This window comes from Citrobacter sp. RHBSTW-01044 (assembly GCF_013781945.1).
GTDB lineage: Bacteria > Pseudomonadota > Gammaproteobacteria > Enterobacterales > Enterobacteriaceae > Citrobacter > Citrobacter braakii.
In genome coordinates this window covers 1,190,942-1,216,509 of record NZ_CP056180.1, presented here as the reverse complement: position 1 = coordinate 1,216,509, position 25,568 = coordinate 1,190,942, and the positions used below count along the sequence as shown (strand labels likewise).

Annotated in this window: 15 protein-coding genes; 9 read left to right on the top strand and 6 right to left on the bottom strand. The window is 54.5% G+C overall.

Going from position 1 to position 25,568, the window contains the following annotated elements:
* Positions 1 to 44: 44 nt before the first annotated feature.
* From rimM to ffh, 3 genes are all read right to left on the bottom strand, one after another.
* Entirely contained in the window at positions 45 to 593 is a 549-nt protein-coding gene (gene rimM / locus HV352_RS05815) for a ribosome maturation factor RimM (RefSeq protein ID WP_003031230.1), read from the bottom strand.
* Positions 594 to 611: 18 nt separating this feature from the next.
* On the bottom strand, positions 612 to 860 hold the full coding sequence (gene rpsP, locus HV352_RS05810; RefSeq protein ID WP_003031228.1) for a 30S ribosomal protein S16: 249 nt from the start codon (positions 858 to 860) through the stop codon (positions 612 to 614).
* A 253-nt stretch (positions 861 to 1,113) separates the two neighbouring features.
* Positions 1,114 to 2,475: a signal recognition particle protein gene (ffh, locus tag HV352_RS05805; protein ID WP_003031226.1), complete on the bottom strand. Its 1,362-nt coding sequence runs from the start codon at positions 2,473 to 2,475 to the stop codon at positions 1,114 to 1,116.
* A 165-nt stretch (positions 2,476 to 2,640) separates the two neighbouring features.
* Here ffh and HV352_RS05800 point away from each other — a divergent pair, with 165 nt between their 5' ends.
* Both HV352_RS05800 and HV352_RS05795 read left to right on the top strand, forming a co-directional pair.
* Positions 2,641 to 3,432, top strand: a complete 792-nt coding sequence (locus HV352_RS05800) for an inner membrane protein YpjD (RefSeq protein ID WP_003031224.1) — start codon at positions 2,641 to 2,643, stop codon at positions 3,430 to 3,432.
* Between the two features lie 18 nt (positions 3,433 to 3,450).
* A complete protein-coding gene (locus HV352_RS05795; protein ID WP_008785520.1) occupies positions 3,451 to 4,740 on the top strand; it encodes an HlyC/CorC family transporter in 1,290 nt (429 codons plus the stop codon).
* A gap of 50 nt (positions 4,741 to 4,790) precedes the next feature.
* Here the strand turns inward: HV352_RS05795 and grpE are convergent, their stop codons facing one another.
* Positions 4,791 to 5,384 carry a nucleotide exchange factor GrpE gene (grpE, locus tag HV352_RS05790; protein WP_003031221.1) on the bottom strand — a complete coding sequence of 198 codons (594 nt, stop codon included), beginning with the start codon at positions 5,382 to 5,384 and terminating at the stop codon, positions 4,791 to 4,793.
* Positions 5,385 to 5,506: 122 nt separating this feature from the next.
* Here grpE and nadK point away from each other — a divergent pair, with 122 nt between their 5' ends.
* The 3 genes from nadK (at position 5,507) to bamE (ending at position 8,626) form a co-directional block, all read left to right on the top strand.
* The gene (nadK, locus tag HV352_RS05785) at positions 5,507 to 6,385 is read left to right on the top strand and encodes an NAD(+) kinase (RefSeq protein ID WP_016154073.1); all 879 of its coding nucleotides are present in this window, start codon (positions 5,507 to 5,509) and stop codon (positions 6,383 to 6,385) included.
* An 85-nt stretch (positions 6,386 to 6,470) separates the two neighbouring features.
* Positions 6,471 to 8,132 carry a DNA repair protein RecN gene (gene recN / locus HV352_RS05780; RefSeq protein WP_019077416.1) on the top strand — a complete coding sequence of 554 codons (1,662 nt, stop codon included), beginning with the start codon at positions 6,471 to 6,473 and terminating at the stop codon, positions 8,130 to 8,132.
* A 149-nt stretch (positions 8,133 to 8,281) separates the two neighbouring features.
* Positions 8,282 to 8,626, top strand: coding sequence for an outer membrane protein assembly factor BamE (bamE, locus tag HV352_RS05775; RefSeq protein ID WP_003826401.1), 345 nt, complete (start codon positions 8,282 to 8,284; stop codon positions 8,624 to 8,626).
* Positions 8,627 to 8,676: 50 nt separating this feature from the next.
* Here the strand turns inward: bamE and HV352_RS05770 are convergent, their stop codons facing one another.
* Positions 8,677 to 8,973, bottom strand: a complete 297-nt coding sequence (locus HV352_RS05770; RefSeq protein WP_003839823.1) for an RnfH family protein — start codon at positions 8,971 to 8,973, stop codon at positions 8,677 to 8,679.
* Positions 8,957 to 9,400, bottom strand: coding sequence for a type II toxin-antitoxin system toxin RatA (ratA, locus tag HV352_RS05765; protein ID WP_003031213.1), 444 nt, complete (start codon positions 9,398 to 9,400; stop codon positions 8,957 to 8,959). Before ratA ends, HV352_RS05770 begins: the two co-directional genes overlap by 17 nt.
* Before the next feature lie 154 nt (positions 9,401 to 9,554).
* On the opposite strand from ratA, the gene smpB reads away from it, so the two are divergent.
* From smpB to HV352_RS05745, 4 genes are all read left to right on the top strand, one after another.
* Positions 9,555 to 10,037 (top strand): SsrA-binding protein SmpB, encoded by a 483-nt coding sequence (gene smpB, locus HV352_RS05760; protein ID WP_003031211.1) that lies wholly within the window; start codon positions 9,555 to 9,557, stop codon positions 10,035 to 10,037.
* 581 nt (positions 10,038 to 10,618) lie between these two features.
* Positions 10,619 to 21,871, top strand: a complete 11,253-nt coding sequence (locus HV352_RS05755; RefSeq protein WP_181635281.1) for a BapA/Bap/LapF family large adhesin — start codon at positions 10,619 to 10,621, stop codon at positions 21,869 to 21,871.
* A gap of 100 nt (positions 21,872 to 21,971) precedes the next feature.
* Complete coding sequence (locus HV352_RS05750) at positions 21,972 to 23,381, top strand: TolC family outer membrane protein (protein ID WP_181635280.1); 1,410 nt, start codon at positions 21,972 to 21,974, stop codon at positions 23,379 to 23,381.
* On the top strand, positions 23,378 to 25,564 hold the full coding sequence (locus HV352_RS05745; protein WP_181635279.1) for a type I secretion system permease/ATPase: 2,187 nt from the start codon (positions 23,378 to 23,380) through the stop codon (positions 25,562 to 25,564). The genes HV352_RS05750 and HV352_RS05745 overlap by 4 nt, the downstream gene beginning before the upstream one ends.
* Positions 25,565 to 25,568: the final 4 nt, after the last annotated feature.

The window sequence follows — 25,568 nt, the reverse complement described above, 5'->3', positions numbered from 1 at the left end:
AAGCCAATCCCCATAACGCCGACTTTTACCGTTTATCCGGTGGTTTAAAAACCAGGATCCCAATCTACTTCGATAGTACGAGTAGCGAGATCGACTTTCTTGATAACCTGCCCATCGAGGAACGGTACAAGACGTTCCTTGATACCAAACGCATCTTTCAGGTTTGCCTTAATGACAATGACGTCATTCGAACCGGTTTCCATCATATCGACGACTTTACCGAGATCGTAACCTTCAGTGGTCACTACCTGGCAGCCCATAAGGTCTTTCCAGTAGTAGGAACCATCTTCCAGCGCTGGCAACTGCGAGGAATCCACGACAATTTCGCAATTAGTCAGTAGATTCGCCGAATCACGATCGTCAACGCCTTTCAGCTTGATGATCAGATCCTGATTGTGGTGCTTCCAGCTTTCCAGCTGTACTTGCTGCCACTGACCCGCCTTCTGGATAAACCAGGGCTGATAGTCAAAAATGCTTTCGGCGTCTTCAGTGGAAGAAAACACTCTGAGCCAACCACGGATACCGTAAGAAGACCCCATTTTCCCCAAAACGATGGGTTCCACAGGAGCCTGCGCGGCGAGTTGCTTGCTCATCATGACCACCGTGACAGATTAAGCTGCTTTGTTTGCTGCTTTGATCAGCGTAGCTACGCGATCAGAAATAGTCGCGCCCTGGCCAACCCAGTGAGCGATGCGATCCAGATCCAGGCGAGTGCCTTCTTCTTTTTCGCTAGCGATTGGGTTAAAGAAGCCAACGCGCTCGATGAAGCGACCGTTGCGTGCATTACGGCTGTCGGTAACAACAACCTGGTAGAACGGACGCTTTTTAGCGCCGTGACGAGCTAAACGAATAGTAACCATAACATCCTCTTGTGTGAATAAAACACCCAGGCCCCATCGAGGAACGGAGCCCGGGTGTCATATTAAAAGCCCGAAAATTTTACTGATTTCTGGGAAAAAAGCAATCAACATGTGATGAGGCTTTATACCAGGGCGTTACCATTGCAGCCAGTTTGGCGTCGGCGTGCGCGCAGAAAGCGGAACGTACATGCAGTACGTGAGCATTTCGAGCCCACCCCGACGTCAAAAAGGCAAATTAGGTAGCCCGATATATTTATCTACCAGGGAAGCCTGGCGGCATCATACCCTTCATGCCACGCATCATCTTCGCCATACCGCCTTTCTTCATTTTCTTCATCATGCGCTGCATGTCGTCGAACTGTTTCAGAAGGCGGTTTACGTCCTGTACCTGCATACCGCAGCCGGCAGCAATACGGCGTTTACGGGAACCTTTGATGATTTCCGGCTTAGCGCGTTCTTTCATCGTCATCGAGTTGATGATGGCTTCCATACGCACCAGCACTTTATCGTCCATCTGCGATTTCACGTTGTCTGGGATCTGCCCCATGCCCGGCAGCTTGCCCATCAGGCTTGCCATGCCGCCCATGTTTTTCATCTGGTTGAGCTGCTCAAGGAAATCGTTGAGATCGAAGCCGTCGCCTTTTTTCAGCTTGCTGGCTAATTTCTCTGCCTGCGCGCGGTCAACCTTGCTTTCGATATCTTCGATCAGCGACAGCACGTCACCCATGCCGAGAATACGCGAAGCAATACGATCCGGGTGGAACGGCTCCAGCGCTTCGGTTTTCTCGCCGACGCCGAGGAATTTAATCGGCTTGCCGGTGATATGACGAATAGAGAGCGCCGCACCACCACGAGCATCACCATCAACTTTGGTCAGCACGACACCGGTTAACGGCAGCGCTTCGTTGAAGGCTTTTGCGGTATTCGCGGCATCCTGACCGGTCATGGCATCGACCACAAACAGCGTTTCAACCGGCTTAATAGAAGCGTGGACCTGTTTGATTTCGTCCATCATCGCTTCATCAACGTGCAGGCGACCGGCGGTATCCACCAGCAGCACGTCGTAGAATTTGAGTTTGGCTTCTTTCAGCGCGGCGTTAACGATATCGACCGGCTTCTGGCCGACATCCGACGGGAAGAAGTCCACACCGACCTGCTCGGCCAGCGTTTCCAGCTGTTTTATCGCCGCCGGGCGATAAACGTCCGCGGAGACCACCAGCACTTTCTTCTTGTGCTTCTCACGCAGGAATTTCCCCAGCTTACCGACACTGGTCGTTTTACCCGCCCCCTGCAGACCAGCCATCAGCACAACGGCTGGCGGCTGTGCAGCCAGATTCAGGGTCTGGTTTTCTTCGCCCATTGCCGCAACCAGTTCGTTACGGACAATCTTGACGAACTCCTGACCCGGCGTCAGGCTTTTGTTAACTTCATGACCAACCGCTTTCTCTTTTACGCGATTGATAAACTCACGCACTACCGGCAGCGCTACGTCAGCCTCCAGCAGCGCCATGCGCACTTCGCGCAGCGTCTCTTTAACGTTGTCTTCAGTAAGGCGTCCACGGCCACTGATATTGCGCAGCGTGCGCGACAAACGATCGGTTAAATTATCAAACATTGTCTCTCGCCTGGGGTGGAAACGGTCGGTCGCGACAGCGACACATCAACAGAAATTTGTCGCAGTATAACATGAAGCCGCCTTTGTTGTTATGCAACGGTTGGAGCAGCGGTCACGTAACGCTATACTGCTTTTCTTTATCACTGGCCAACTGTCGACACCTATATGCCCGTTTTTGCTCTGCTTGCCCTTGTCGCCTACTCAGTCAGCCTTGCGCTGATTATTCCCGCTCTGCTGCAAAAAAACAGCGGCTGGCGGCGTATGGCTATTCTCTCTGCGGTCGTCGCGCTGGTAAGTCATGCTATCGCCCTGGAAGCGCGAATTCTGCCCGGCGGTGAAAGCGGACAAAACCTGAGTCTGTTGAACGTCGGCTCGCTGGTTAGCCTGATGATCTGTACGGTAATGACTATCGTCGCTTCCCGCAATCGTGGCTGGCTATTGCTGCCCATTGTCTACGCCTTTGCGCTGATCAACCTGGCCTTCGCCACGTTTATGCCGAACGAGTTCATCACCCATCTCGAAGCTACACCGGGCATGATGATTCACATCGGGCTATCGCTATTCGCTTACGCCACGCTGATTATCGCCGCACTGTATGCGCTGCAACTGGCATGGATCGACTACCAGTTGAAAAACAAAAAACTGGCCTTCAGCAATGAGATGCCGCCGCTAATGAGTATTGAGCGGAAAATGTTTCATATCACCCAAATTGGCGTGGTTCTGCTGACGCTCACCCTGTGCACTGGCCTGTTTTACATGCATAACCTGTTCAGTACCGAGAACATTGATAAAGCCGTTCTCTCTATCGTGGCATGGTTTGTCTATATCGTTCTGTTGTGGGGGCATTACCATGAAGGCTGGCGCGGACGTCGCGTCGTATGGTTTAACGTCGCAGGCGCAGGCATTCTAACGCTGGCCTATTTCGGCAGTCGTATCCTGCAGCAGTTCGTGAGTTAAATCTTTAAGGAACCCTACGTGGAACACATCTCCACCACCACGCTCATTATCACGCTTCTCATCATGGTGGTCATTTCCGCCTATTTTTCCGGTTCTGAAACCGGAATGATGACCCTGAATCGCTATCGTCTACGTCATCGGGCCAAGCAGGGAAATCGTCAGGCAAAACGCGTTGAAAAGCTACTTCGTAAGCCGGACCGCCTGATAAGCCTGGTGCTCATCGGTAATAATCTGGTGAATATTCTGGCCTCCGCGCTCGGCACCATTGTCGGTATGCGCCTGTATGGCGATGCGGGTGTCGCCATTGCCACTGGGGTACTGACGTTTGTCGTGCTGGTTTTTGCCGAAGTACTGCCCAAAACTATTGCCGCGCTGTATCCGGAAAAAGTCGCCTATCCGAGCAGTGTACTGCTGGCTCCACTGCAGATTCTGATGATGCCGTTGGTGTGGCTACTCAACACCATCACGCGGCTACTTATGCGCATGATGGGCATCAAAACGGATATCGTGGTGAGCGGTTCGCTGAGTAAAGATGAACTGCGAACGCTGGTGAATGAATCGCGCTCGCAAATTTCACGCCGTAACCAGGATATGCTGCTGTCAGTGCTGGATCTGGAAAAAGTCAGCGTCGATGACATCATGATCCCGCGTAACGAAATCATCGGCATTGATATTAACGATGACTGGAAGTCAATCGTGCGTCAGCTTTCGCACTCTCCACACGGCCGTATTGTGCTGTACCGCGACTCGCTGGACGACGCCATCAGTATGCTGCGCGTACGTGAAGCCTGGCGATTGATGGCAGAGAAAAAAGAGTTCACCAAAGAGACCATGTTACGTGCCGCCGACGAAATTTATTACGTCCCGGAAGGTACGCCTCTCAGCACCCAGCTCATTAAGTTTCAGCGAAACAAGAAGAAAGTGGGTCTGGTTGTTAATGAATATGGCGATATTCAGGGGCTGGTCACGGTCGAAGATATTCTGGAAGAGATTGTCGGCGACTTCACCACTTCAATGTCACCCACGCTTGCCGAAGAGGTAACGCCGCAGAATGATGGCTCGGTGATCATTGACGGCAGCGCCAACGTTCGTGAAATCAATAAGGCGTTTAACTGGCACCTGCCGGAAGATGACGCACGTACCGTGAATGGTATTATTCTTGAAGCACTGGAAGAGATCCCGGTTGCCGGCACGCGTGTGCGCATTGGACAGTACGATATCGATATTCTCGACGTGCAGGACAATATGATTAAACAGGTGCAGGTATTGCCGGTCAAACCGCTACGGGAAAGCGTGTCGGACCAGTGAGAGTAATTCAGGCCGGGTAGCGCGTGAGCATTACCCGGCCTGAAGGCTGATTAGCCTTTGGCTTTAGCCACAGAGACCATCGCGGCGCGGATGGTACGTCCGTTCAGGGTATAGCCTTTCTGCATTACCATCAGCACATTACCGGCAGCAACGTCGTCGGACTCTACCATTGCAATTGCCTGGTGCACGTTCGGGTCCATCGGCACATCGATATCCGCAACCACCTGTACACCAAACTTCGCCACGACATCCAGCATTGACTTACGGGTCAGCTCAATACCTTCAACCATCGCCGCCATAGCGTCATTATCTTTATCCGCAACTTCCAGCGCGCGGTCCAGGCTATCCAGCACCGGCAGCAGTTCGTTGACGAATTTTTCCAGCGCAAACTTATGCGCTTTTTCTACGTCCAGTTCGGTACGACGACGCAGGTTTTCCATTTCCGCTTTGATACGCAACACGCTGTCGCGCTCGCGAGTTTCGGCCTCAGCAAGCTGAGCTTCCAGATTCGCAATTTTTTCATCGCGCGGATCCACCTGCTCAGCAGAAGCGTCTGATTCAACCGCCTCAACTTCTTCGTGCTGATCCATGATAATTTCTTCCGGGGCTTGCCCCTCAGGCGTTTTCTGTTCTTTACTACTCATGAATTTCTCCGCGTTTTTTTCGCATTCATCTCGCTAACTTGGCTTATTATGGGGATCAGATTCAGGGATTCAAGGGAAGTACTCACATTGTCACTAATCTTCGTTACAAGGACCTCGAGAAAATGAACAAACATTTCAAGTGTATTGGCATTGTGGGGCATCCACGTCACCCCACTGCACTGACCACACATGAAATGCTCTACCGTTGGCTGTGCACCAAAGGTTATGAGGTTATCGTTGAGCAACAAATCGCTCACGAGCTGCAGCTGAAAAATGTGAAAACCGGTACGCTCGCAGAAATTGGCCAACAGGCAGACCTCGCCGTGGTAGTCGGCGGCGACGGCAATATGCTGGGCGCCGCTCGCACCCTGGCACGTTATGACATCAAGGTTATTGGCATTAACCGCGGCAACCTCGGTTTTTTGACCGACCTTGACCCAGACAATGCCCAGCAACAGTTAGCTGACGTGCTTGAAGGCCACTACATCAGCGAAAAGCGCTTTTTACTCGAAGCTCAGGTGTGTCAACAGGATTGCCAGAAGCGCATTAGCACTGCCATCAATGAAGTTGTGCTGCACCCCGGGAAAGTGGCGCACATGATTGAATTTGAAGTCTATATCGATGAAATTTTTGCCTTCTCCCAACGTTCAGATGGGCTGATTATCTCGACGCCGACCGGCTCTACCGCCTACTCGCTCTCTGCCGGAGGCCCAATTCTGACGCCTTCTCTGGATGCCATTACGCTGGTCCCCATGTTTCCGCATACGCTTTCCGCGCGGCCGCTGGTGATCAACAGTAGCAGCACCATTCGCCTGCGCTTTTCTCATCGCCGTAACGATCTGGAGATCAGCTGTGACAGCCAAATCGCCCTGCCTATACAGGAAGGTGAAGACGTATTGATTCGCCGCTGTGATTATCATCTGAACCTGATACATCCAAAAGATTACAGCTATTTCAACACATTAAGCACTAAGCTTGGTTGGTCAAAAAAATTATTCTAATTTAACGCGAACCTCTTTACTGTATAAAAAACCAGTTTATACTGTATGAAATCACAGTTATGGTTTTTCATACAGGAAAACAGCTATGTTGGCACAACTGACCATCAGCAATTTTGCTATCGTTCGTGAACTTGAGATCGATTTCCAGAACGGAATGACCGTTATCACCGGTGAGACCGGTGCGGGTAAATCCATTGCCATTGATGCTCTCGGTTTGTGTCTGGGCGGACGCGCAGACGCAGACATGGTGCGTGCAGGCGCCATGCGAGCCGACCTCTGCGCCCGTTTTGCCTTAAAAGATACCCCCGCAGCCCTGCGCTGGCTGGAAGAGAACCAGCTTGAGGAAGGCCGTGAGTGTTTGCTGCGTCGCGTTATCAGCAGCGATGGCCGCTCCCGTGGGTTTATTAACGGAACCGCCGTTCCGTTATCGCAGTTGCGCGAGCTGGGCCAGTTACTTATTCAAATCCATGGCCAGCATGCGCATCAGCTCCTGACAAAATCAGAACACCAAAAATCCCTGCTTGATGGTTACGCCAATGAAGCGTCTCTGACCCAGGAAATGGCTGCGCGCTACCAACTATGGCACCAAAGTTGCCGTGACCTGGCGCATCATCAGCAACAAAGCCTGGAACGCGCAGCCCGGGCGGAATTGTTGCAATACCAGTTAAAGGAACTGAACGAATTCAATCCGCAGCCGGGTGAGTTTGAGCAAATTGATGAAGAGTACAAGCGCCTGGCTAACAGTGGGCAATTGCTCACTACCAGCCAACAGGCGCTGGCTATCCTGGCAGATGGTGAAGACATCAATCTGCAAAGCCAACTGTACACCGCAAAACACCTGGTCACTGAACTGGCAGGCATGGACGGCAAACTTTCAGGTATTCTGGATATGCTGGAAGAGGCCACCATCCAGCTCAGCGAAGCCAGCGACGAGCTGCGCCACTATTGCGATCGTCTGGATTTAGACCCTAACCGCTTGTTCGAACTCGAACAGCGTATCTCCAGGCAAATCTCGTTGGCGCGTAAGCATCATGTTGCCCCTGAAGTGCTGCCACAGTTCTATCAGTCGCTGCTGGATGAACAACAGCAACTGGACGATCAGGCCGACTCGCTCGAAACCTTAACCCTGGCAGTGAACAATCACCACCTGCAGGCGCTGGAAACGGCAAAAATGCTGCACCAACAGCGTCAGCATTATGCGCAGGAACTGGGACAACTTATTACAGAGAGCATGCATGCTCTCTCGATGCCGCACGGTGTCTTTTGCATTGATGTGAAATTTGAGGAGCATCATCTGAGCGCAGACGGTGCCGATCGCGTGGAGTTTAAAGTAACCACTAACCCAGGTCAGCCGTTACAGCCAATTGCGAAAGTCGCTTCCGGCGGGGAACTGTCACGTATTGCGCTGGCTATTCAGGTCATTACAGCACGTAAGATGGAAACGCCTGCGCTAATTTTCGATGAGGTGGATGTTGGTATCAGCGGCCCGACGGCTGCGGTAGTGGGTAAAATGTTGCGACAGTTGGGCGAGTCAACGCAGGTAATGTGTGTTACTCACCTGCCGCAGGTTGCGGGCTGTGGTCATCAACATTTCTATGTCAGCAAAGAAACAGATGGCGCGATGACGGAAACACACATGCAGCCGCTTGATAAACGCGCGCGCCTGCAGGAATTAGCCCGTCTACTTGGCGGTAGCGAAGTGACGCGCAATACCCTCGCAAATGCAAAAGAACTGCTGGCGGCATAAACTTTTTTACCTTGTGAAGGTCTGAGTTCAACATAAAATCGCCGACCGACCCGACAGCAAAAGGTTTTAAAGTGGTGAAAGGTCTATTATCATCGGCATATTACATATGAGCCGCGTACTGCTCGGGCCCGAAAAGGAATCAAATCACTATGCGCTGTAAAACGCTGACTGCTGCTGCAGCAGTACTACTGATGTTGACTGCAGGCTGTTCCACTCTGGAGCGAGTGGTTTACCGCCCTGACATCAACCAGGGAAATTATCTGACACCTACCGATGTCGCTAAAGTGCGCACGGGTATGACGCAACAGCAGGTTGCTTATGCTCTGGGTACACCAATGATGTCCGATCCTTTTGGCACTAACACCTGGTTTTATGTGTTCCGTCAGCAACCTGGACATGAAGGCGTAACCCAGCAAACGCTGACGCTGACCTTTAACAGCAGCGGCGTATTGACCAACATTGATAACAAACCCGCTTTGACCGATAACAAGTAGGTTTGAGAGATCAAAAAAAGGTGCTCAATGAGCACCTTTTTTATTGTCTGTTACTTTTTAGCGGATTTCTCTGCTCGCTGTCTGCGCAGCTCTTTTGGGTCAGCAATCAGTGGCCGGTAAATTTCCACCCGATCGCCGTCATGCAGAACATCAGCAAGCTTTACCGGACGGCTGTATATACCCACTTTATTTTTACTGAGATCGATATCGGTACGTAATTCCAGCAGCCCGGAAGCGCGGATAGCCTCTTCCACCGTTGCGCCCTGCTGCAGCGTTACGCGCTGTAAATACTGTTTCTCGGGTAGCGCGTACGCCACTTCAACGACAATTTTAGCCGACGCTGACACTGTAAACCTCTTTCGCGCGAACCGTGAAGGCCTGCACCATATTTGAAGCCAGTTCTTTAAAGATACGGCCAAACGCCAGCTCGATTAACTTATTGGTGAACTCAAAATCGAGGTGAAATTCAATACGACACGCTTCATGACTCAGTGGCGTAAACTTCCAGCCGCCAATCAGCTTCTTGAACGGCCCATCGACCAGATGCATCAGAATACTCTGATTACTGGTCAGTTGATTGCGCGTGGTGAACGTTTTGCTGATCCCTGCTTTCGAGACATCCACAGCGGCCGTCATTTGTCCCGGAGTCGACTCCAGTACGCGGCTACCGGTGCAACCCGGCAAAAACTGAGGATAGGACTTAACATCATTCACTAGCTGATACATCTGTTCCGCACTGTAGGGTACTAAAGCGGTCCGGCTAATCTGAGGCATAACAATTCCCATCAATATCAATCACACAAATAATACCATTTATCACCCGCTAAAAAAAACGCTATAGCCTAACTCGTGCTAAGATAGCGCCTTGCGCCCCGCTGGATGAAATGGGGTGTTTTTCGATTCCAGATTACCTATACTGAGCGGCATTATGACGAAGAAAAAAGCACACAAACCTGGCTCAGCCACAATCGCGCTAAACAAGCGCGCACGACACGAATACTTTATTGAAGAAGAGTTCGAAGCAGGACTCGCCCTGCAAGGTTGGGAAGTCAAATCCCTGCGCGCGGGTAAAGCCAACATCGGCGACAGCTATGTCATACTCAAAGACGGCGAAGCGTTCCTGTTTGGCGCCAACTTCACGCCAATGGCGGTGGCCTCAACACACGTGGTATGCGACCCCACTCGGACCCGTAAACTGTTGTTAAACCAGCGTGAACTCGACTCCCTGTATGGTCGTATGAATCGTGATGGTTATACCGTCGTTGCGCTTTCGTTGTACTGGAAGAATGCCTGGTGCAAAGTGAAAATTGGCGTTGCGAAAGGTAAGAAACAGCACGACAAGCGCTCTGATGTGAAAGAACGCGAATGGCAGTTAGATAAAGCGCGTATCATGAAAAATGCTGGCCGCTAAATGCTACTCCCCTGTGACCAGTCTCTCCTCCTGAGACTGGTTCTTATTTTTTAGTTATCGAAACCCACACAATACATTCACCGAGTTTATAGTTTATTTATGCTGAATCGTTCAGATATGAAATAAACCCCCTGCCATTACCGTTGCGGTCTATAGTCCAATAATATAAAAGTTCAAGACCATAGCATTCATATTTCCATTTATTTAATAACACTATTATTACTATTGTTTATTATATTGACATTCATTTCAATAAAAACAAAATCATTTAAATACAATTAGTTGCCATGAAAACAACCGTTAAAAGCAAACTGGAAAGTATCCTTTTCAAATGACTAATTACTTTTTTAATATGGATAAGTTGCAGAATACTTTCTTTCTGACTATATCATCTAATACGAAAGAACTATTCAGCCGAAAGGGCCCAGACGTATTTAATCAATAAACTAACATCTATGTGACCTAATCAATGAAATTACATGTGTAAATTCATCTTTATGATGAACGGAGCCCCTGTCTGCTCATTTTCCCAGCGCGCTGTTGCGGATTAATACTCCCGGCATGCCATCAGGAGTGAACATATGCGTCTACTCGCCGTTGTATCAAAATTAACTGGCGTTTCCACAAATGTTGAAGCCTCTGAAGTTACGCTCAGTTCACCTTCTATCGTGAAACTGTCTGTGTCGCGTGAGGAGGTGAGTCAACTCACGCGCGTTAATCAGGATCTGGTTGTCACACTCCGCTCAGGTGAAACCATCACCATTAAAAATTTCTACCTCGGAAAAGGCGAAGCGCAAAACCAACTTGTTCTGGAGGACAGTAATGGCGCACTGTGGTGGGTTCAGGATACTGACGGAGCATTCCATTTCCAGCACCTGGACGATCTCACACCGCTGATGACGGCCGAAGGCAATCATGAAGGCGGCGCCGTCTGGCCGTGGGTTCTTGGCGGGATCGCTGTCGCTGGCGGGATTGGCCTCGCTGCGGGTGGTGGTGGTGGCGGCGGTGGTGGGAGTGATAATAACGCTGGAAACGGTAATGCCGGGAACGGCAATGGTAGCGGCGGCAATGGCAACGGTGGCAACGGCGAAGGTAACGGTAATGGCGACGGTGATGGTGACGGTGACGGCGGCACACCGCCAACGACAACCCCTAACAGGCCTGACGTACCCGTTATCACCAGCATAATCGATAACCAGGAGCTGATTACTGGCCCTGTCAATCAGCAGGAATCCACCAACGATAATACGCCGACACTCCAGGGCACCGGCCCCGCGAATGCCACATTACATATTTTTGATAACGGCGTCGAAATAGGCCAGGTCACAATCGATGCCAACGGCAACTGGTCGTTTACGCCATCCTCTCCTCTGGCAGACGGCACACACCAGTTTACCGTCAGCGCTTCAAACGGTGCTGGCAGCAGCGGCATGTCGGACAGTTGGGAAATTATTGTCGATTCGCTTGCCCCCGACGCCCCCGTGGTCACTCAGGAAACCGACAATGTCGGTTCCATTACCGGCTTTATCGCCAATAACGGCGTAACCGACGATGCTACGCCGACGCTCACTGGTACAGGCGAAGTAGGTAGTTTCATCAGCATTTCTGATAACGGCATTCTGATCGGCATGGCCCAAGTGGATGACAATGGTAACTGGACATTTACACCGGACATTCCGCTCAGCGATGGTATTCACAATCTGACGCTGACGCAAACTGACGCCGCAGGTAACGTGAGCGCGGAAACGCGCGTACCGACATTCACGGTTGATACCACCCCGCCTGCAGCCGCAGTCATTTCCTCCGTTAATCCAGAAGGTAACGAGGTAACTGGTCGCGCTGAGGCGGGAAGCCTGGTCATTATCATCGGCAGTAATAATCAGGTTTTGGGTTCAACAACGGTCGGTCAAACCGGCAATTTCGTCATCGCGATTTCGCCCTCACAGACGCACGGTGAAGCGCTGATCGCGAAAATTCAGGACCAGGCAGGCAACATCGGGCCAGATACCTCTTTCAATGCCACCAACTCTGGCTACCCGGGCGTGCCTGTTATCGTCAGCATAATGGATGATTTCGCCCCCTCAACCGGACCATTGAGCAATAATCAGGCCACCAACGATAATACCCCCACGCTCTCTGGCACTGCCGACGCCAACAGCACGGTGACTATTTACGACAACGGCACAATTATCGACAGCGTACTGGCTGACGGTAACGGTAACTGGACATGGACTTCCAGCTCCCCGTTATCAGATGAGCTACACGCCTTCACCGCCACCGCGACAAACCAGTCAGGTACAGGAGGCATGTCACCAGCGTTCAATATCAGCATCGACACACAACCACCGTCAGCGCCGGACGATCTGAACGTATCTGCCGATGGCACTGTTGTTACCGGGACGGCCGAGCCGGGCAATACCGTGGTTATCACCGGCAGTGGCGGAACTCAGATCGGCAGCGGCGTCGCCGGAACGGACGGCTCATTTACCATCACCATTAACCCACCACAGACCAATGGCGAAACCATTGAAGCCATCGCAACCGATCCGGCAGGAAACCCAAGCCTGCCAGAAACGGCGCTTGCACCAGACATTACCGCGCCACAGCCCCCAACAAACCTGCTAGTTAATGGCACTGGCGACCAGGTCACCGGCAAGGCCGAACCCAACAGTACGGTCAATATTCTGGATCCAGATGGCAATATCATTGGTACGGCAACTGCCGATACGGATGGGGATTTCACCGCAACGCTGGTTCCGCCGCAAACCAACGGCGAGACCCTTACGGCAAATGCGACCGACACCGCAGGTAACAAGGGCGACAACGCCTCTGTCACCGCACCGGACACCACGGCACCTGATGCGCCAACCGCCGTCACCGTCGCCGGAGACGGCGGTTCTGTAAGCGGACATGCTGAAGCGGGAAGCACCGTCACCGTTAAAGACAGCAACGGTAACCCGATTGGCATAGGCCAGGCTGACAGCGGCGGCAATTTCACCGTGTCTATAGCGCCGTCGCAAAAGAACGGCGAAACGGTAAACGTCACAGCAACGGACAGCAGCAATAACGAGAGTCAGCCTACCTCCGCGTTGGCTCCGGATATCACTGCACCAAACCAGCCAGTTATTATTGCCGTTACTGATGATGTTGACGATTTCACTGGCCCCATCAATAACAATGGGTTAACCAACGACGATAAACCGAAAATTGAAGGCATCGCCGAAGCAGGTTCGCGGGTCAAAATTTATGATAATGGCACCCTGCTTGCGACCGTTAACGCTGATAACAACGGTAACTGGAACTATACGCCCACCGCAGCACTAAGCCAGGGCGCGCACGTATTTACGGTGACGGCAACAGACGCTGCCAACAACACCAGCAGCGCCGCCAGTTGGAAAATTATTGTCGATAGCATCGCCCCAACCGTTCCAGTAATAACGTTGGTTAACGATGATGTTGGCAGCATTACGGGCAACGTTGCAAATAACGGTTGGGTCACTAACGATAACACGCCAACCCTCTCGGGTACCGGTGAACCAGGTTCACTGGTGAGCCTGTACGATGGCAGTCTGTTGATGACGGTTATTCTTGTCGACAGTTCAGGCACCTGGAGCTATACCGTTCCGGGAAATCAGGTGCTCAGCGATCGCACTCATCAGTTTACGGTATCGGCAACCGATGCCGCCGGTAATGTCATCACCTCACCCACGGTGGTCAGCGTTACCGTAGATACTCAACCGCCAGGCGATCCTGTCATTTTGGCTGCCACCGACGACGTTGGGAATGCGCCGATCGATCTGTCTTCCGGAAGCCGTTCAAACGATACCTTACCAGAGCTGAAAGGAACCGGAATAGCCGGTTCTACAATCACCCTCTATGAGGGTTCCACGCCAATTGGCAGCACAACGGTTTTACCCGCCGGCACCTGGAGTATTCAACTCAGCCAACCGCTCAGTGAAGGCGCACACAATTTATCTGCTATCGCCACGGACGCTGCAGGCAACGCCAGCAATGCCGGGAACTTTACGCTGACGATTGATACCACCCCACCAGTTGCCCCGGTTATCAGCTCTGCAGAAGGCCTGATTGGGACAAATCTACAAACGCTGAGTAACGGCAGCAGTACCAAGAGCTCGAATCCCGAACTCTCCGGAACCGGCGAGCCCGGCGCGAAGATTACGATTTATGATAATGGCGGTTCTATTGGCACCGTCACCGTACAGCCAGACGGCACCTGGACATTTACCCCAACCTCACTCGCCGACGGGCCGCATAAATTTACCGCCACGGCGACTGACGTCGCGGGCAACACGGGGATCCCGTCGGCAAGCTTTACTCTGACAGTAGACAATACGCCTCCCGCACAACCAGCCGCGCCAATCATTACCGACGATGTGGCTCCGGTAACGGGAGTGGTCACTAATGGCAACACCAATGACACCACGCCAACCTTTAGCGGCACGGGGAACGTCGGGGATCTGATTACCCTCTATCTTGCTGGTACTCCCCCATTGCAGGGAACAGCAACAGTAGGTGCAGACGGTACCTGGAGCTTCACTCCGTCAGCACCGGTTGCTCCTGGTAGTTATCAGGTAACTCTCACCGCAACCGATCCAGCAGGCAACGTCAGCCAGCCATCTAACGCCATAACACTGAACATCGACACGACGCCGTCTGCACCTCCGGTGATTATCGCCGCCAACGATAATGTCGGTGATGTCACGGGCGACCTTGCGACAGATGCCGTGACTGATGACACCACGCCAACCATTCGCGGTACTGGCTCAGACGGGGATACCATCACCCTGTATAACGGGGGGACGGTAATCGGTACTACAACGGTGGCTGGTGGAACCTGGAGTATTACGCCAGGGACTGCGCTGGCGAACGGAAGCTACACATTAAGCGCCACCGCAACCGATGCAGCAGGTAACATCAGCGACAATTCAAACAGCATTTCGTTTACGGTTAACAACACGAAGCTGACGTTGCCGCAGGTAACGGATATTCAGGATAACGTTGGAATCTTTACCGGTTCGCTAACCAATGGCAGCGTCACGGACGATACCACCCCGACCCTCAGCGGGACCGGCACACCGGGCAGTACAGTGTTAATTTTCGATGGCAATAATCCCGTCGCAATTGCTACGGCTACGGTTGCTGCTAACGGCACCTGGAGTGTGGATGTTCCCCTCACGCCGAACGTCACTCACACACTGACGTTCGGCGCAGTGGATGCCGCAGGTAACTCACTGGCTGCAGATAACCCGCTGACGGTGATTGTCGATACCCTGCCGCCTGCAACGCCTACGGTTACCAGCGTAGATCCTAACGGGACGCTGGTAAGCGGTACGGCCGATGCCGGCAGCACCGTGATTATTCGCAGCGGTAACACCATTCTCGGCCAGGGGGTGGCAGACGGTTCTGGTAACTTTGCTGTCACCATTTCGCCAGCGCAAACAACCGGTCAGGCGCTCAACGCCATCGCTCAGGATACCGCCGGAAATCAAAGTGATCCGACAACGTTTAACGCCGCTACCTCCAGCGTTCCGCATCCACCGACTCTTGAGATCGTTGATGACATCGCGCCCATCATGGGGGTGATTGGCAACGGTAAAACCACCAACGACACCTTACCGCTGCTGCAAGGGACCGCCACTGCAGGGGCATCGGTGACTATCTATCAAAATGGCGCATCCATCGCCACGGTAACCGCCGATGCCGTGTCTGGCGCATGGAGTTATCAGCTACCCACTGCGCTGACTAACGGCATTACCTATAACTTCACGGTTTCACAAACGGTGGACGGTACCCCAAGTGGTCTGTCGCCCAACTACGCAATCACCATCGACACCACGCCCCCGCAGGTGCCAACTATCACCAGCATTATTGACGATATTGCCCCCGGCACCGGATCGTTGGATAAAGGGCAAATTACCAACGATTCACGCCCAACGTTTAACGGAACCGGCGAAGCGGGGGCAACCATCACCCTTTACGATAATGGCATCGCTTATGCCACTACCACGGTAAACAGCAACGGATTCTGGAGTTTTACCCCTACCGCTCCGCTGGGAGAAGGCGACCATATCTTTACCGCTCGCGCAACAGATGCCGCAGGCAACCAGGGAGATCCATCCGGTGATTTCCAGATCATTGTCGATACCCTGGTGCCGAATGCCCCCTCTATTGTGACAGTCACGGACAACGTTGGTACAACCCAAATCCTGACCTCCGGGCAGTTGACCAACGATAATACTCCAACGCTTGCTGGCGTTACCGAGGCGGATTCGATTGTTACCATCCGCGATAACGGGGCGGTCATCGGCACAACCATCAGCGATGAAAACGGCAACTGGAGCTTTACGCCTGCGCCTGCTCTCGGTGAAGGCAGCCACTCGCTGACTGCCACCGTCACAGATGGCGCGGGCAATATCAGCCCGGCAACGCCGCCGTTTGTGGTTGTCGTCGACACGCAGCCGCCAGCGGCACCGACCATTACCTCCGTAATTGACGATCAGCCTGGCAATACAGCGCTGACCAACGGACAACTGACGAACGATGCGCAGCCTACGCTGAACGGCAAAGGCGAGATCGGCGCCATCATCACGATCCGTGATAACGGCGTCGCCATCGGTACAGCGCAGGTGGACGAGTCAGGCAACTGGCGCTTCACACCGGATGCACCGCTGGGACAGGGACAACATATATTCACCACCGTTGCCACCGATCAGGCAGGTAACTCCGGTGGGGTATCATCATCGTTTACTATTGAGCTGGACTCAGTTGCCCCGTCAATCCCGGTCATCAGCACAGTTCAGGACAGCACCGCACCGACAACAGGCCCGATAACCAACGGGCAGACCACGAATGAATCCCGTCCGGCCCTGAGCGGCACCGGTGAAATTGGCGCGACCATTACCGTCCTGAGCGATGGTCAGCCCATCGGCACCACCACCGTTGGGGCTAACGGCACCTGGAGCTTAACCCCAACGGATGCACTCAGTAACGGCCCGCATACGCTGACCGTCACCGCCACCGACAGCGCCGGTAATACCAGCCAGCCATCCAATAGCTTCACGCTTATCGTGGATACCGTGTTGCCTGGTACGCCAGCGATTACTCAAGTTGCAGATGATGTCGGCCCGCTGATCGGTAATCTGAACAACGGTCAGGCCACGAACGATCCACTCCCGACGCTAAGCGGCACGGCTGAAGCCAATGCCACGGTAAGAGTTTACGATAACGGATCGTTTATCGGCTTTACCTCAGCGGATGGCACGGGCGCCTGGAGCTTCACGCCAGGAACCGAGCTTGGCAACGGTAACCACGCGCTGACGGTGACAGCCACCGACGCTGCCGGAAACGTCAGCCTCACGTCCGCTGGATTTAACATCGTTGTTGATACCGTCGCCCCGCTTGCACCAACGATTATCCAGGCTTTTGATGACGTGCAGCCGGGAACCGGAACGCTGTCGAGCGGGGCCTTTACCAACGACACCCGTCCCGTACTCAACGGCTCGGCGGAAGCCGGTGCCCGGGTAGCCATTTACGATAATGGCACGCTGCTGGCAACGGTAACTGCGGCGATAGACGGCACCTGGGAATATCTGCCTGCCGCGCTGGGTAACGGTCAGCATGTGTTTACCGCTATCGCCACCGATGCCGCCGGAAACGTAAGTCCCACCTCCGGCGGGTTTATTATTAATGTCGACACCATTGCGCCATCCGCCCCGCTGCTGGTCTCAGTGGTGGATGATATCGCAGGCGGCGTGTTCAATGCGGCGCTCAACAACGGACAACTGACCAACGATGCGCGCCCGACGCTGAACGGTACCGCCGAGGCAGGCAGCACCGTCAGCATCTATGATGGAAGCACCCTGCTGGGTACGGCGCTGGTGCAAAGTAATAACAGTTGGTCGTTTACCCCAACTACGCCGCTGACGAATGGATCGCACACCTTCACCGTCACCGCGACTGATGCGGCGGGCAACACCAGCAGTGCGACGGCAGGCTTTAGCGTGGTGGTCGACACCACGGCGCCGACGCAGCCTTCAATCAGCAGCATTATTGACGACGTCGGGCCAAACACCGGGGCGATTGGCGCTAATCAGCCAACCAACGACGCACGCCCAACGTTAAACGGCACCACAGAAGCCAACGCGCGGGTCGATATTTACGATAACGGCAGCTTTGTCATCAGCGTGACAGCGGACGGCAGCGGCAACTGGAGTTACACCCCAACCACCGCGCTGGCACAAGGTACCCACTCCTTTACCATCACCGCAACGGACAGTGCGGGTAATACCAGTGGCATATCGTCTGCGGCAGCGATCGTGGTCGATACCGTCGCCCCGGGCATTCCTACAGGGCTGGCGGTAAACGCCAACGGTACCACGCTCACCGGCGTTGCCGAGCCAAACAGCACGGTCATTATTACCTCCAGCGGTGGAACGGTGCTCGGCACGGCAACCGCCAACGCCTCCGGTAATTTCACCTTCACGCTGAACCCACCGCAAATCAGTGGGCAAACGCTGCAGGTCAGCGCCCAAGATGCCGCAGGCAACATCGGCACGGCGGGTAACGTTCTGGCACCGTTTACTGGCGTACCGCCTGCGCCGGTTATTGCCAGCGTACTTGATGACGTCGGTACGATCACGGGGCCCGTCGCGGCGGGCAAAACCACCAATGATACGCTGCCAACGCTCAGCGGAACGGCGCAGGCTAACGCCATCGTCAGCCTGTACAACAACGGCGTGCTCATGGGTACCACGACCGCAGACGGTAACGGGATCTGGAGCTTTACCCCATCCGGGGCGCTCAGCGAAGGTAACCACGCGTTTACCGCCACTGCAACAAACGCCAACGGCGCAAGCGGATTGTCCAGCTCGTTCAGCGTGATTGTGGACACCACGCCACCGACCGCGCCAACGATACTGATCAGCGCCGATGGCGGCACCGTCAGCGGCGTCGCCGAAGCGGGAAGCACGGTCACTATCTCCCTGCCCGGCGGCACCAGCGTGACGGCAATCGCCAACAGCAGCGGTGTCTACAGCGTCAACCTGCCGGTTCGCCAAATTGAAGGCCAGTCGCTGTCCGCCACGGCGACCGATGCGGCGGGCAATACCTCATCGCCGACAAGCGCTATCGCACCGGTATTGCCACTGCTGGCTGAAGACAACGTCACCAGCCTGCCGCTGCAAACCGATGTTATCGTCAGCACCGATCATCAAAGCGATTATGGTTTCCTGCTGGTTAATGCGTTGGGGAATGTCGCCAACGTGCTGGGGAACGATACGGCAAGCGTTAATTTCAGCATCGCTTCTGGCGGCAGCGGGTCCATTACGATCAATGCCGCCGCGACCGGCGTGGTGCTGTCGCTGTTAAACACGCTTGAAGTCGTTATCCAGCGCTTTGACACCGGGCTGAATGCCTGGGTAACGGTGGTGGATACCGGGAAACCAGACTTCGCCAGCCTGCTCACCCTGGGCGCCTCGGGCGTAACGCTCAATTACAGCGGGCTGACTGGCGGTGATTACCGCGTGGTCAGCTACAACACCAACCTGCTGGCGACCGGGGCATACACCAGCCTTGATGTCTCAGTGGTAAAAGCCAGCGCAGGGACCATCATCGGCGGTACCACGGAATCCGGGAACATCATTACGGATACCGATCCCGCCAACGGGCAGGATAATGCGCCTTCCGGCACGCTGGTCACCGCCATCACCGACGGTAACGGCAACGTTGTGAATATCCCGGCGGGCGGCATTGGTGTGCAAGGGAAATACGGTATTCTGCATATCAATCAGAACGGTAGCTACACCTATACCCTGACCAATACGTCAATCTCAGTGTATGGTCGTTCTGAAAGTTTCACCTACACGCTGACGCATGGCAGCGATCACTCCTCGGCAAAACTGGTGGTAACGCTCGGTCAGGCTCCAACCACCAGTACGGTAACCGCGGCAGACGATGTAGCTGCGCTGACTTACGGAACGCAAGTCATCGCGGTTGACCACTTGCCTTCACAACAAACTGGCTTCACGCTCGCCAACGTCGGACTGGGTAATGTGCTGGATGTCAGCCTGGTCAACGGTCTGACTAACCCGATTAAGTTCAACGTTGACGATGGCGCAACCCGCACGCTGACCGTACAGGCGAATGTTCTCGGCGTGACGCTTGGCGGCTTCGATCTCTATGTTTATCGCTTCAACGAGTCAATTCAGCAGTATGAGCAGTACCGGGTACAGCCAAACTGGGTCACCGCCCTACTGGGCGGAAGTTCGTCAGCGTATACCATTACGCTACCAGGTGGCGATTATCTGTTCTTGCTTAACGCTTCCGGCGGCCTGACGCTGCTGACCAGCTATACCCTGAATATTCAGGCCGATCACACCTACGCCGTCGACAGCCTGAGTGCGACAACCAATGGCAATCTGCTGGTCAACGACTCAGCTCCGGCCAATACCGTTATCACCGAAGTAAACGGTATCGTCGTTAACGGGACGGGCACTACCACTATTAATGGGCAGTACGGCACGCTGACTATCGATGCGAAGGGGAACTACACCTACACGCTAAGAAGCGGACTGGGTGCAGACGGTATCAACACCCCGGACAGCTTCGTATATAAGGTCAGAGCACCAAACGGCGATACCGGCAGCGCCTCGCTGAATATCAAACCAACGCCGCAGCCGCTGGACGCCGTAAATGACATCAGCAGCACGATGGCGGTCACCACGCAGGCGGACACCTCCAGATTGTTTGCTGACAACAGCGTCGGGAACGCCAGTTGGAACGCCCAACTCCTTTCTCCCACCTCACAAAATGGCACTGGCGTCATTGAGGTCGCGACGGGAACGGCGGTGCAAAACGCCATACTGCATTTTAACGTTGCTTCAGGTCTGACGCTGGGCGGACTGACCGTCACCTGGGCGCTGTATGACAGCAACAACGTCAAGGTTGCCAGTAACTCATTCAACGGTGGATTGCTCATTGGCGGCAATATCGATATTGCCCTGGGGATCATGTTGCACCCCGGTAACTATCGACTCGACTACACCGGCAGCGTCGGGGCTTTAGGGCTGGGGAATATCACCATCACCCCTGGCGTGAAAGGCACGATAATCGACCTGCAGAACGTCGAAACGTCCGCGGCAAACAGCGTCGCCGGCAACATTTATGACGGGGACCATATTGCCAGCGTGCATACCTTACTGACGGTGAACGGCACGGGCGGTAGCACCGCCACGCTGGATCCACTGAGCAGCACGACCAGCGCCATCATTAACGGGCTGTACGGCAAACTGACCATTGGCATTGATGGTCATTACACCTACGCCCTCAACAGCGATGTCTCACTTTCCACCATCCTCACCAAAGAGACATTTACTTACACCCTAAACGATCAGAATGGGCATACCGATACCGCTACGTTGACCATCAACATGAATCCGCAGGTTGTAAGCACCGTGGATGCCGATCGTTTTACCGGCAGTGTCTACGGCGATACGCTGATTTATCACCTGCTCAACGCCAACGACGCTACCGGTGGTAACGTTGGCAATGTTGGCGTTGGACCTACCGATACCTGGACCAACTTCTCGCTGGCCCAGGGCGACAAAATCGATATCGGCGACCTGCTGGTGGGCTGGAACGGGCAGAACGCTACGCTCGGCAACTACCTCACCGTGACCACCAACGGTAACAACACGGTGATTGCCATCGACCGCGACGGTACCGGCAACACCTGGCACTCAACCAATCTCATAACGCTGGAGAACGTACACACCACGCTCGATGAGCTGGTGCAACAAAATCACATTGTGCCCTGAAGCTAACGCATAACGTTAAAGCGCCATAACTACAGCCCCGGATGCCATGACGTCCGGGGCAATAACAGTCGTCGCTGCCGTATTTTGTAAGGGATAAACTATGAGAAATGTCGCGCCTGTTGCCTTACTGCTGGCATTAGCGCTCTGTACCCTGCGGGTGAATGCCGAAGATGAACCGCAAATTATTACGCCGGAAGGCCTGGCCACCATCCAGATGCTGCCCTCGCTGGACGGCGCGGTTGCCGATCTGCCGCTGAGCGCCGCCGCCCCCGGCAGCCTGACGCTCAACGACGCAGTGAGTCGCGCCGTGAGCTGGCATCCTTCTATTCGTGAATCCATCGGCAAACTGCTCTCACAAAATGAGCAGATCGATGTGGCAAAATCAAAATATTACCCGCAGGTTTCTGCCGGGATGAATAACGGTTACAGCAATACTTACACCGATCACGGCTTTAGCCCGGCTCTGGTTATTTCAGTGTCGCAAATGCTGTACGACTTCGGCAAAGTGGCAAGCCAGGTCCGCGCTGAAACCGCCGGATCCGCACAACAGCAGGCGAATGTATTACTCAGTATTGATACCATCGCCCATGCAACCGCCAACGCGATAGTCCAGGTGCAGACGTGGCAGCAAATGGTGGACGCCGCCGAAGAGCAGCTCAGCGCCTTGAACGGTATTGGTCGGCTGACCCGTCAACGCAATGATGAAGGGGCAACCTCGCTATCCGACGTGGTGCAAACCGATGCGCGTATCGAGTCTGCACGTTCTCAGTTGGCGCAGTATCAGGCCAATCTCGACAGCAGCAAGGCAACGCTGATGAGCTTCCTCGGCTGGAACTCGCTTAACGGCATCAGCAACGAATTTCCGGTCAAACTGGACAGCAGTTGTGATGTGGTCAAACCGGACGATAAGCTGGTTCCTGCGGTGCTGGCGGCATGGGCGCAGGCGAATGTGGCCCAGGCAAATCTCGATTACGCCAACGCGCAGATGACGCCCACTATCTCCCTCGAGCCGTCGGTTCAGCACTATCTCAACGACAAATACCCCAGCCATGAGGTGCTCGACAAAACCCAGTACTCCACGTGGGTAAAAGTCGAGATGCCGCTGTATCAGGGGGGCGGACTCACCGCCAGACGCAACGCCGCCAGTCACGCGGTAGAGTCTGCACAGTTCTCCATCCAGCGTACCCGACTTGAAGTGCGGCAGAAATTACTGGAATCCCGCAGCCAGGCGATGAGCCTCGCCACTGCCCTGCAGATCCTGCGTCGCCAGCAACGGCTGAGTGAACAAACGCGCGAGCTTTATCAACAGCAGTATCTGGACCTCGGGTCACGCCCACTGCTCGATGTGCTTAACGCCGAGCAGGAGGTATATCAGGCCCGTTTTGCTGAACTCCAGACTCAAAACCAGCTGCGCCAGCTCCAGTTGAACTGCCTCTATAACACCGGCTCGCTTCGCCAGGCGTTCGCCTTAAATAACCGCAGTATTCAATCGGTGGAGATAAAGCTATGAGCGACGTCGATACACATGCGGAAGATGCGATTGGCGAACACGCCCTGAGCCTGTGGGCGCTGGCGATGACGCATATTGCCAGCCACTATCGCGTTGCCTGTTCGCCCGGCGCAATCCAGGCCAACGCCCCGTGGTTTGCGGGAAAAAGCCGAGCTATAGCCCTGTCGCAGCTGGCGCGTCAGGCGGGGCTGTCATTTCATGCGCTGGATACCGCCACGCAGGCGTTCGGCCAGTGGCGTCTGCCGGTGGTGGCAGAACTGCGCGACGGCCAACTGATGGTGATAGAACATTTCAACGGTGAAGATGCGTTGGATGTTTTTATCATCGCCGAAGAGGGCCAGCGTAACCGACTCACAGTTGCAGAACTTCTGCCGGAGATCGTGAGCATTACCGCGCTGCGCCCGCTGTCAGCGCTGAAGGACAGTCGGGTAGACCGCTATATTTCGCGCTTCAGGCCCGACTGGATGCGCGAACTGGTGTTACAGGACATCCGCCCTTACCTGCCGGTCATGGTTGCCGCCTTTCTGATTAACGTCCTGTCGCTCGCCGGGATTATCTTTTCGATGCAGGTCTATGATCGGGTGATCCCAGCCCAGTCTTATCCAACGCTGTATGTTCTCTCCACCGGCGTTCTGGTGGCGGTGCTGTTTGGCTTTTTGCTGCGCGAAGCGCGTACCCACATAATGGACCTGCTCGGCAAACGCGCTGATATGCGCATTTCCGATCGCGTGTTCAGCCACGCATTGCGACTGCGCAACAGTGCCGTCCCCCGCTCGACGGGGAGCTTTATTTCTCAACTGCGCGAGCTGGAACAGGTTCGCGAGATGATCACCTCCTCGACCCTGTCGACGATTGTCGATCTACCGTTTTTCTTTTTGTTTATCGTGGTGCTGGCCTTTATCGCCCCGCCCTTGGCGTGGATAGCCCCCGTCGCGGCCCTGCTGATGATCCTGCCCGGTTTGCTGTTACAGAAGAAACTGGCGGTACTCGCCAACCAGGCAGCGCATGAATCCACCCTGCGCAACGCGGTGCTGGTTGAGAGCGTTCAGGGGCTGGAAGATATCAAGCTGATGCAGGCGGAAAACCGCTTTTTACAGCAGTGGAACAGCTACATCCGTATTACCGGAGAGTCCGGGCTACGCACGCGCAAGCTGACTCAGGGGCTGATTGGCTGGGGCATGTCGGTACAAAGCCTGGTCTACGCCGCCATCATTATGTTCGGCGCGCCGATGGTCATTGAAGGCACAATGACCACCGGGGCCGTGGTAGCCGCGTCGATGCTCGGTTCCAGAATGATTGCCCCGATGGCGAACCTGTGCGGCGTGCTGGCCCGCTGGCAGCAGGTCAAGGCGGCGAAGATGGGGTTAGACAGCATCATGCAGCTTCCCACCGAAACGCAGTACGATGAAGACCGTGTGCATCAGGAGATTTTTCACGGCCATTATCTGTTTGAAAACGCGCACTTTCGCTACCACAGCGACGATCAACGCGTTCCGCTGCGCATCTCAAGTCTGGAGGTCATGCCCGGCGAACGGGTGGCGATCCTCGGGCGTAACGGCGCCGGGAAATCAACGCTGCTACAGGCCATGGCGGGCGGCGTGGAGATTATCCAGGGCGATGTCCGACTCGATAACCTGAGCCTGGCGCAGATCGATATGGCCGATTTACGCCGCAATATCGGTTTTCTCAGTCAGAATGCGCGGCTGTTTTTCGGTACCCTGCGCGAGAACCTGACCCTCGGCGCACCGCATGCCAGCGACGCGCAGATCTTCGAAGCGCTGGAGGTCAGCGGCGCGGCGGCTTTCGTTAAACAACTCGCCAAAGGGCTGGCACACCCCATTATGGAGGGCGGCAACGGTCTGTCCGGTGGACAACGGCAGTCGATCCTGCTGGCAAGAATGCTGCTGCGATCGCCCAATATCGTGCTGCTCGACGAACCCAGCGCCTCGCTGGATGAACATACCGAACGAGAGTTTATTCAGCGCCTGAACCAGTGGCTGGGCAACCGAACATTGATTGTCGCCACCCATCGCGTGCCGGTTCTGGAGCTGGTCGAGCGCGTAGTGGTGTTAAAAGAAGGTCAACTGGTCATGGATGCCCCGAAAGCGCAGGCGCTGAATGCGAGCCGGGCACCAGCCCCTACTCACGGTCGGGAGTGGAAAAATGAAAACCAATCCGCATGACGCT

Coding starts and splice junctions, on each gene's coding strand:
- smpB (WP_003031211.1), top strand. CDS start 9,555: ATGACGAAGAAAAAAGCACACAAACCTGGCTCAGCCACAATCGCGCTA.
- grpE (WP_003031221.1), bottom strand. CDS start 5,384: ATGAGTAGTAAAGAACAGAAAACGCCTGAGGGGCAAGCCCCGGAAGAA.
- ratA (WP_003031213.1), bottom strand. CDS start 9,400: ATGCCTCAGATTAGCCGGACCGCTTTAGTACCCTACAGTGCGGAACAG.
- rimM (WP_003031230.1), bottom strand. CDS start 593: ATGAGCAAGCAACTCGCCGCGCAGGCTCCTGTGGAACCCATCGTTTTG.
- HV352_RS05755 (WP_181635281.1), top strand. CDS start 10,619: ATGCGTCTACTCGCCGTTGTATCAAAATTAACTGGCGTTTCCACAAAT.
- recN (WP_019077416.1), top strand. CDS start 6,471: ATGTTGGCACAACTGACCATCAGCAATTTTGCTATCGTTCGTGAACTT.
- HV352_RS05745 (WP_181635279.1), top strand. CDS start 23,378: ATGAGCGACGTCGATACACATGCGGAAGATGCGATTGGCGAACACGCC.
- nadK (WP_016154073.1), top strand. CDS start 5,507: ATGAACAAACATTTCAAGTGTATTGGCATTGTGGGGCATCCACGTCAC.
- HV352_RS05800 (WP_003031224.1), top strand. CDS start 2,641: ATGCCCGTTTTTGCTCTGCTTGCCCTTGTCGCCTACTCAGTCAGCCTT.
- bamE (WP_003826401.1), top strand. CDS start 8,282: ATGCGCTGTAAAACGCTGACTGCTGCTGCAGCAGTACTACTGATGTTG.
- rpsP (WP_003031228.1), bottom strand. CDS start 860: ATGGTTACTATTCGTTTAGCTCGTCACGGCGCTAAAAAGCGTCCGTTC.
- HV352_RS05750 (WP_181635280.1), top strand. CDS start 21,972: ATGAGAAATGTCGCGCCTGTTGCCTTACTGCTGGCATTAGCGCTCTGT.
- ffh (WP_003031226.1), bottom strand. CDS start 2,475: ATGTTTGATAATTTAACCGATCGTTTGTCGCGCACGCTGCGCAATATC.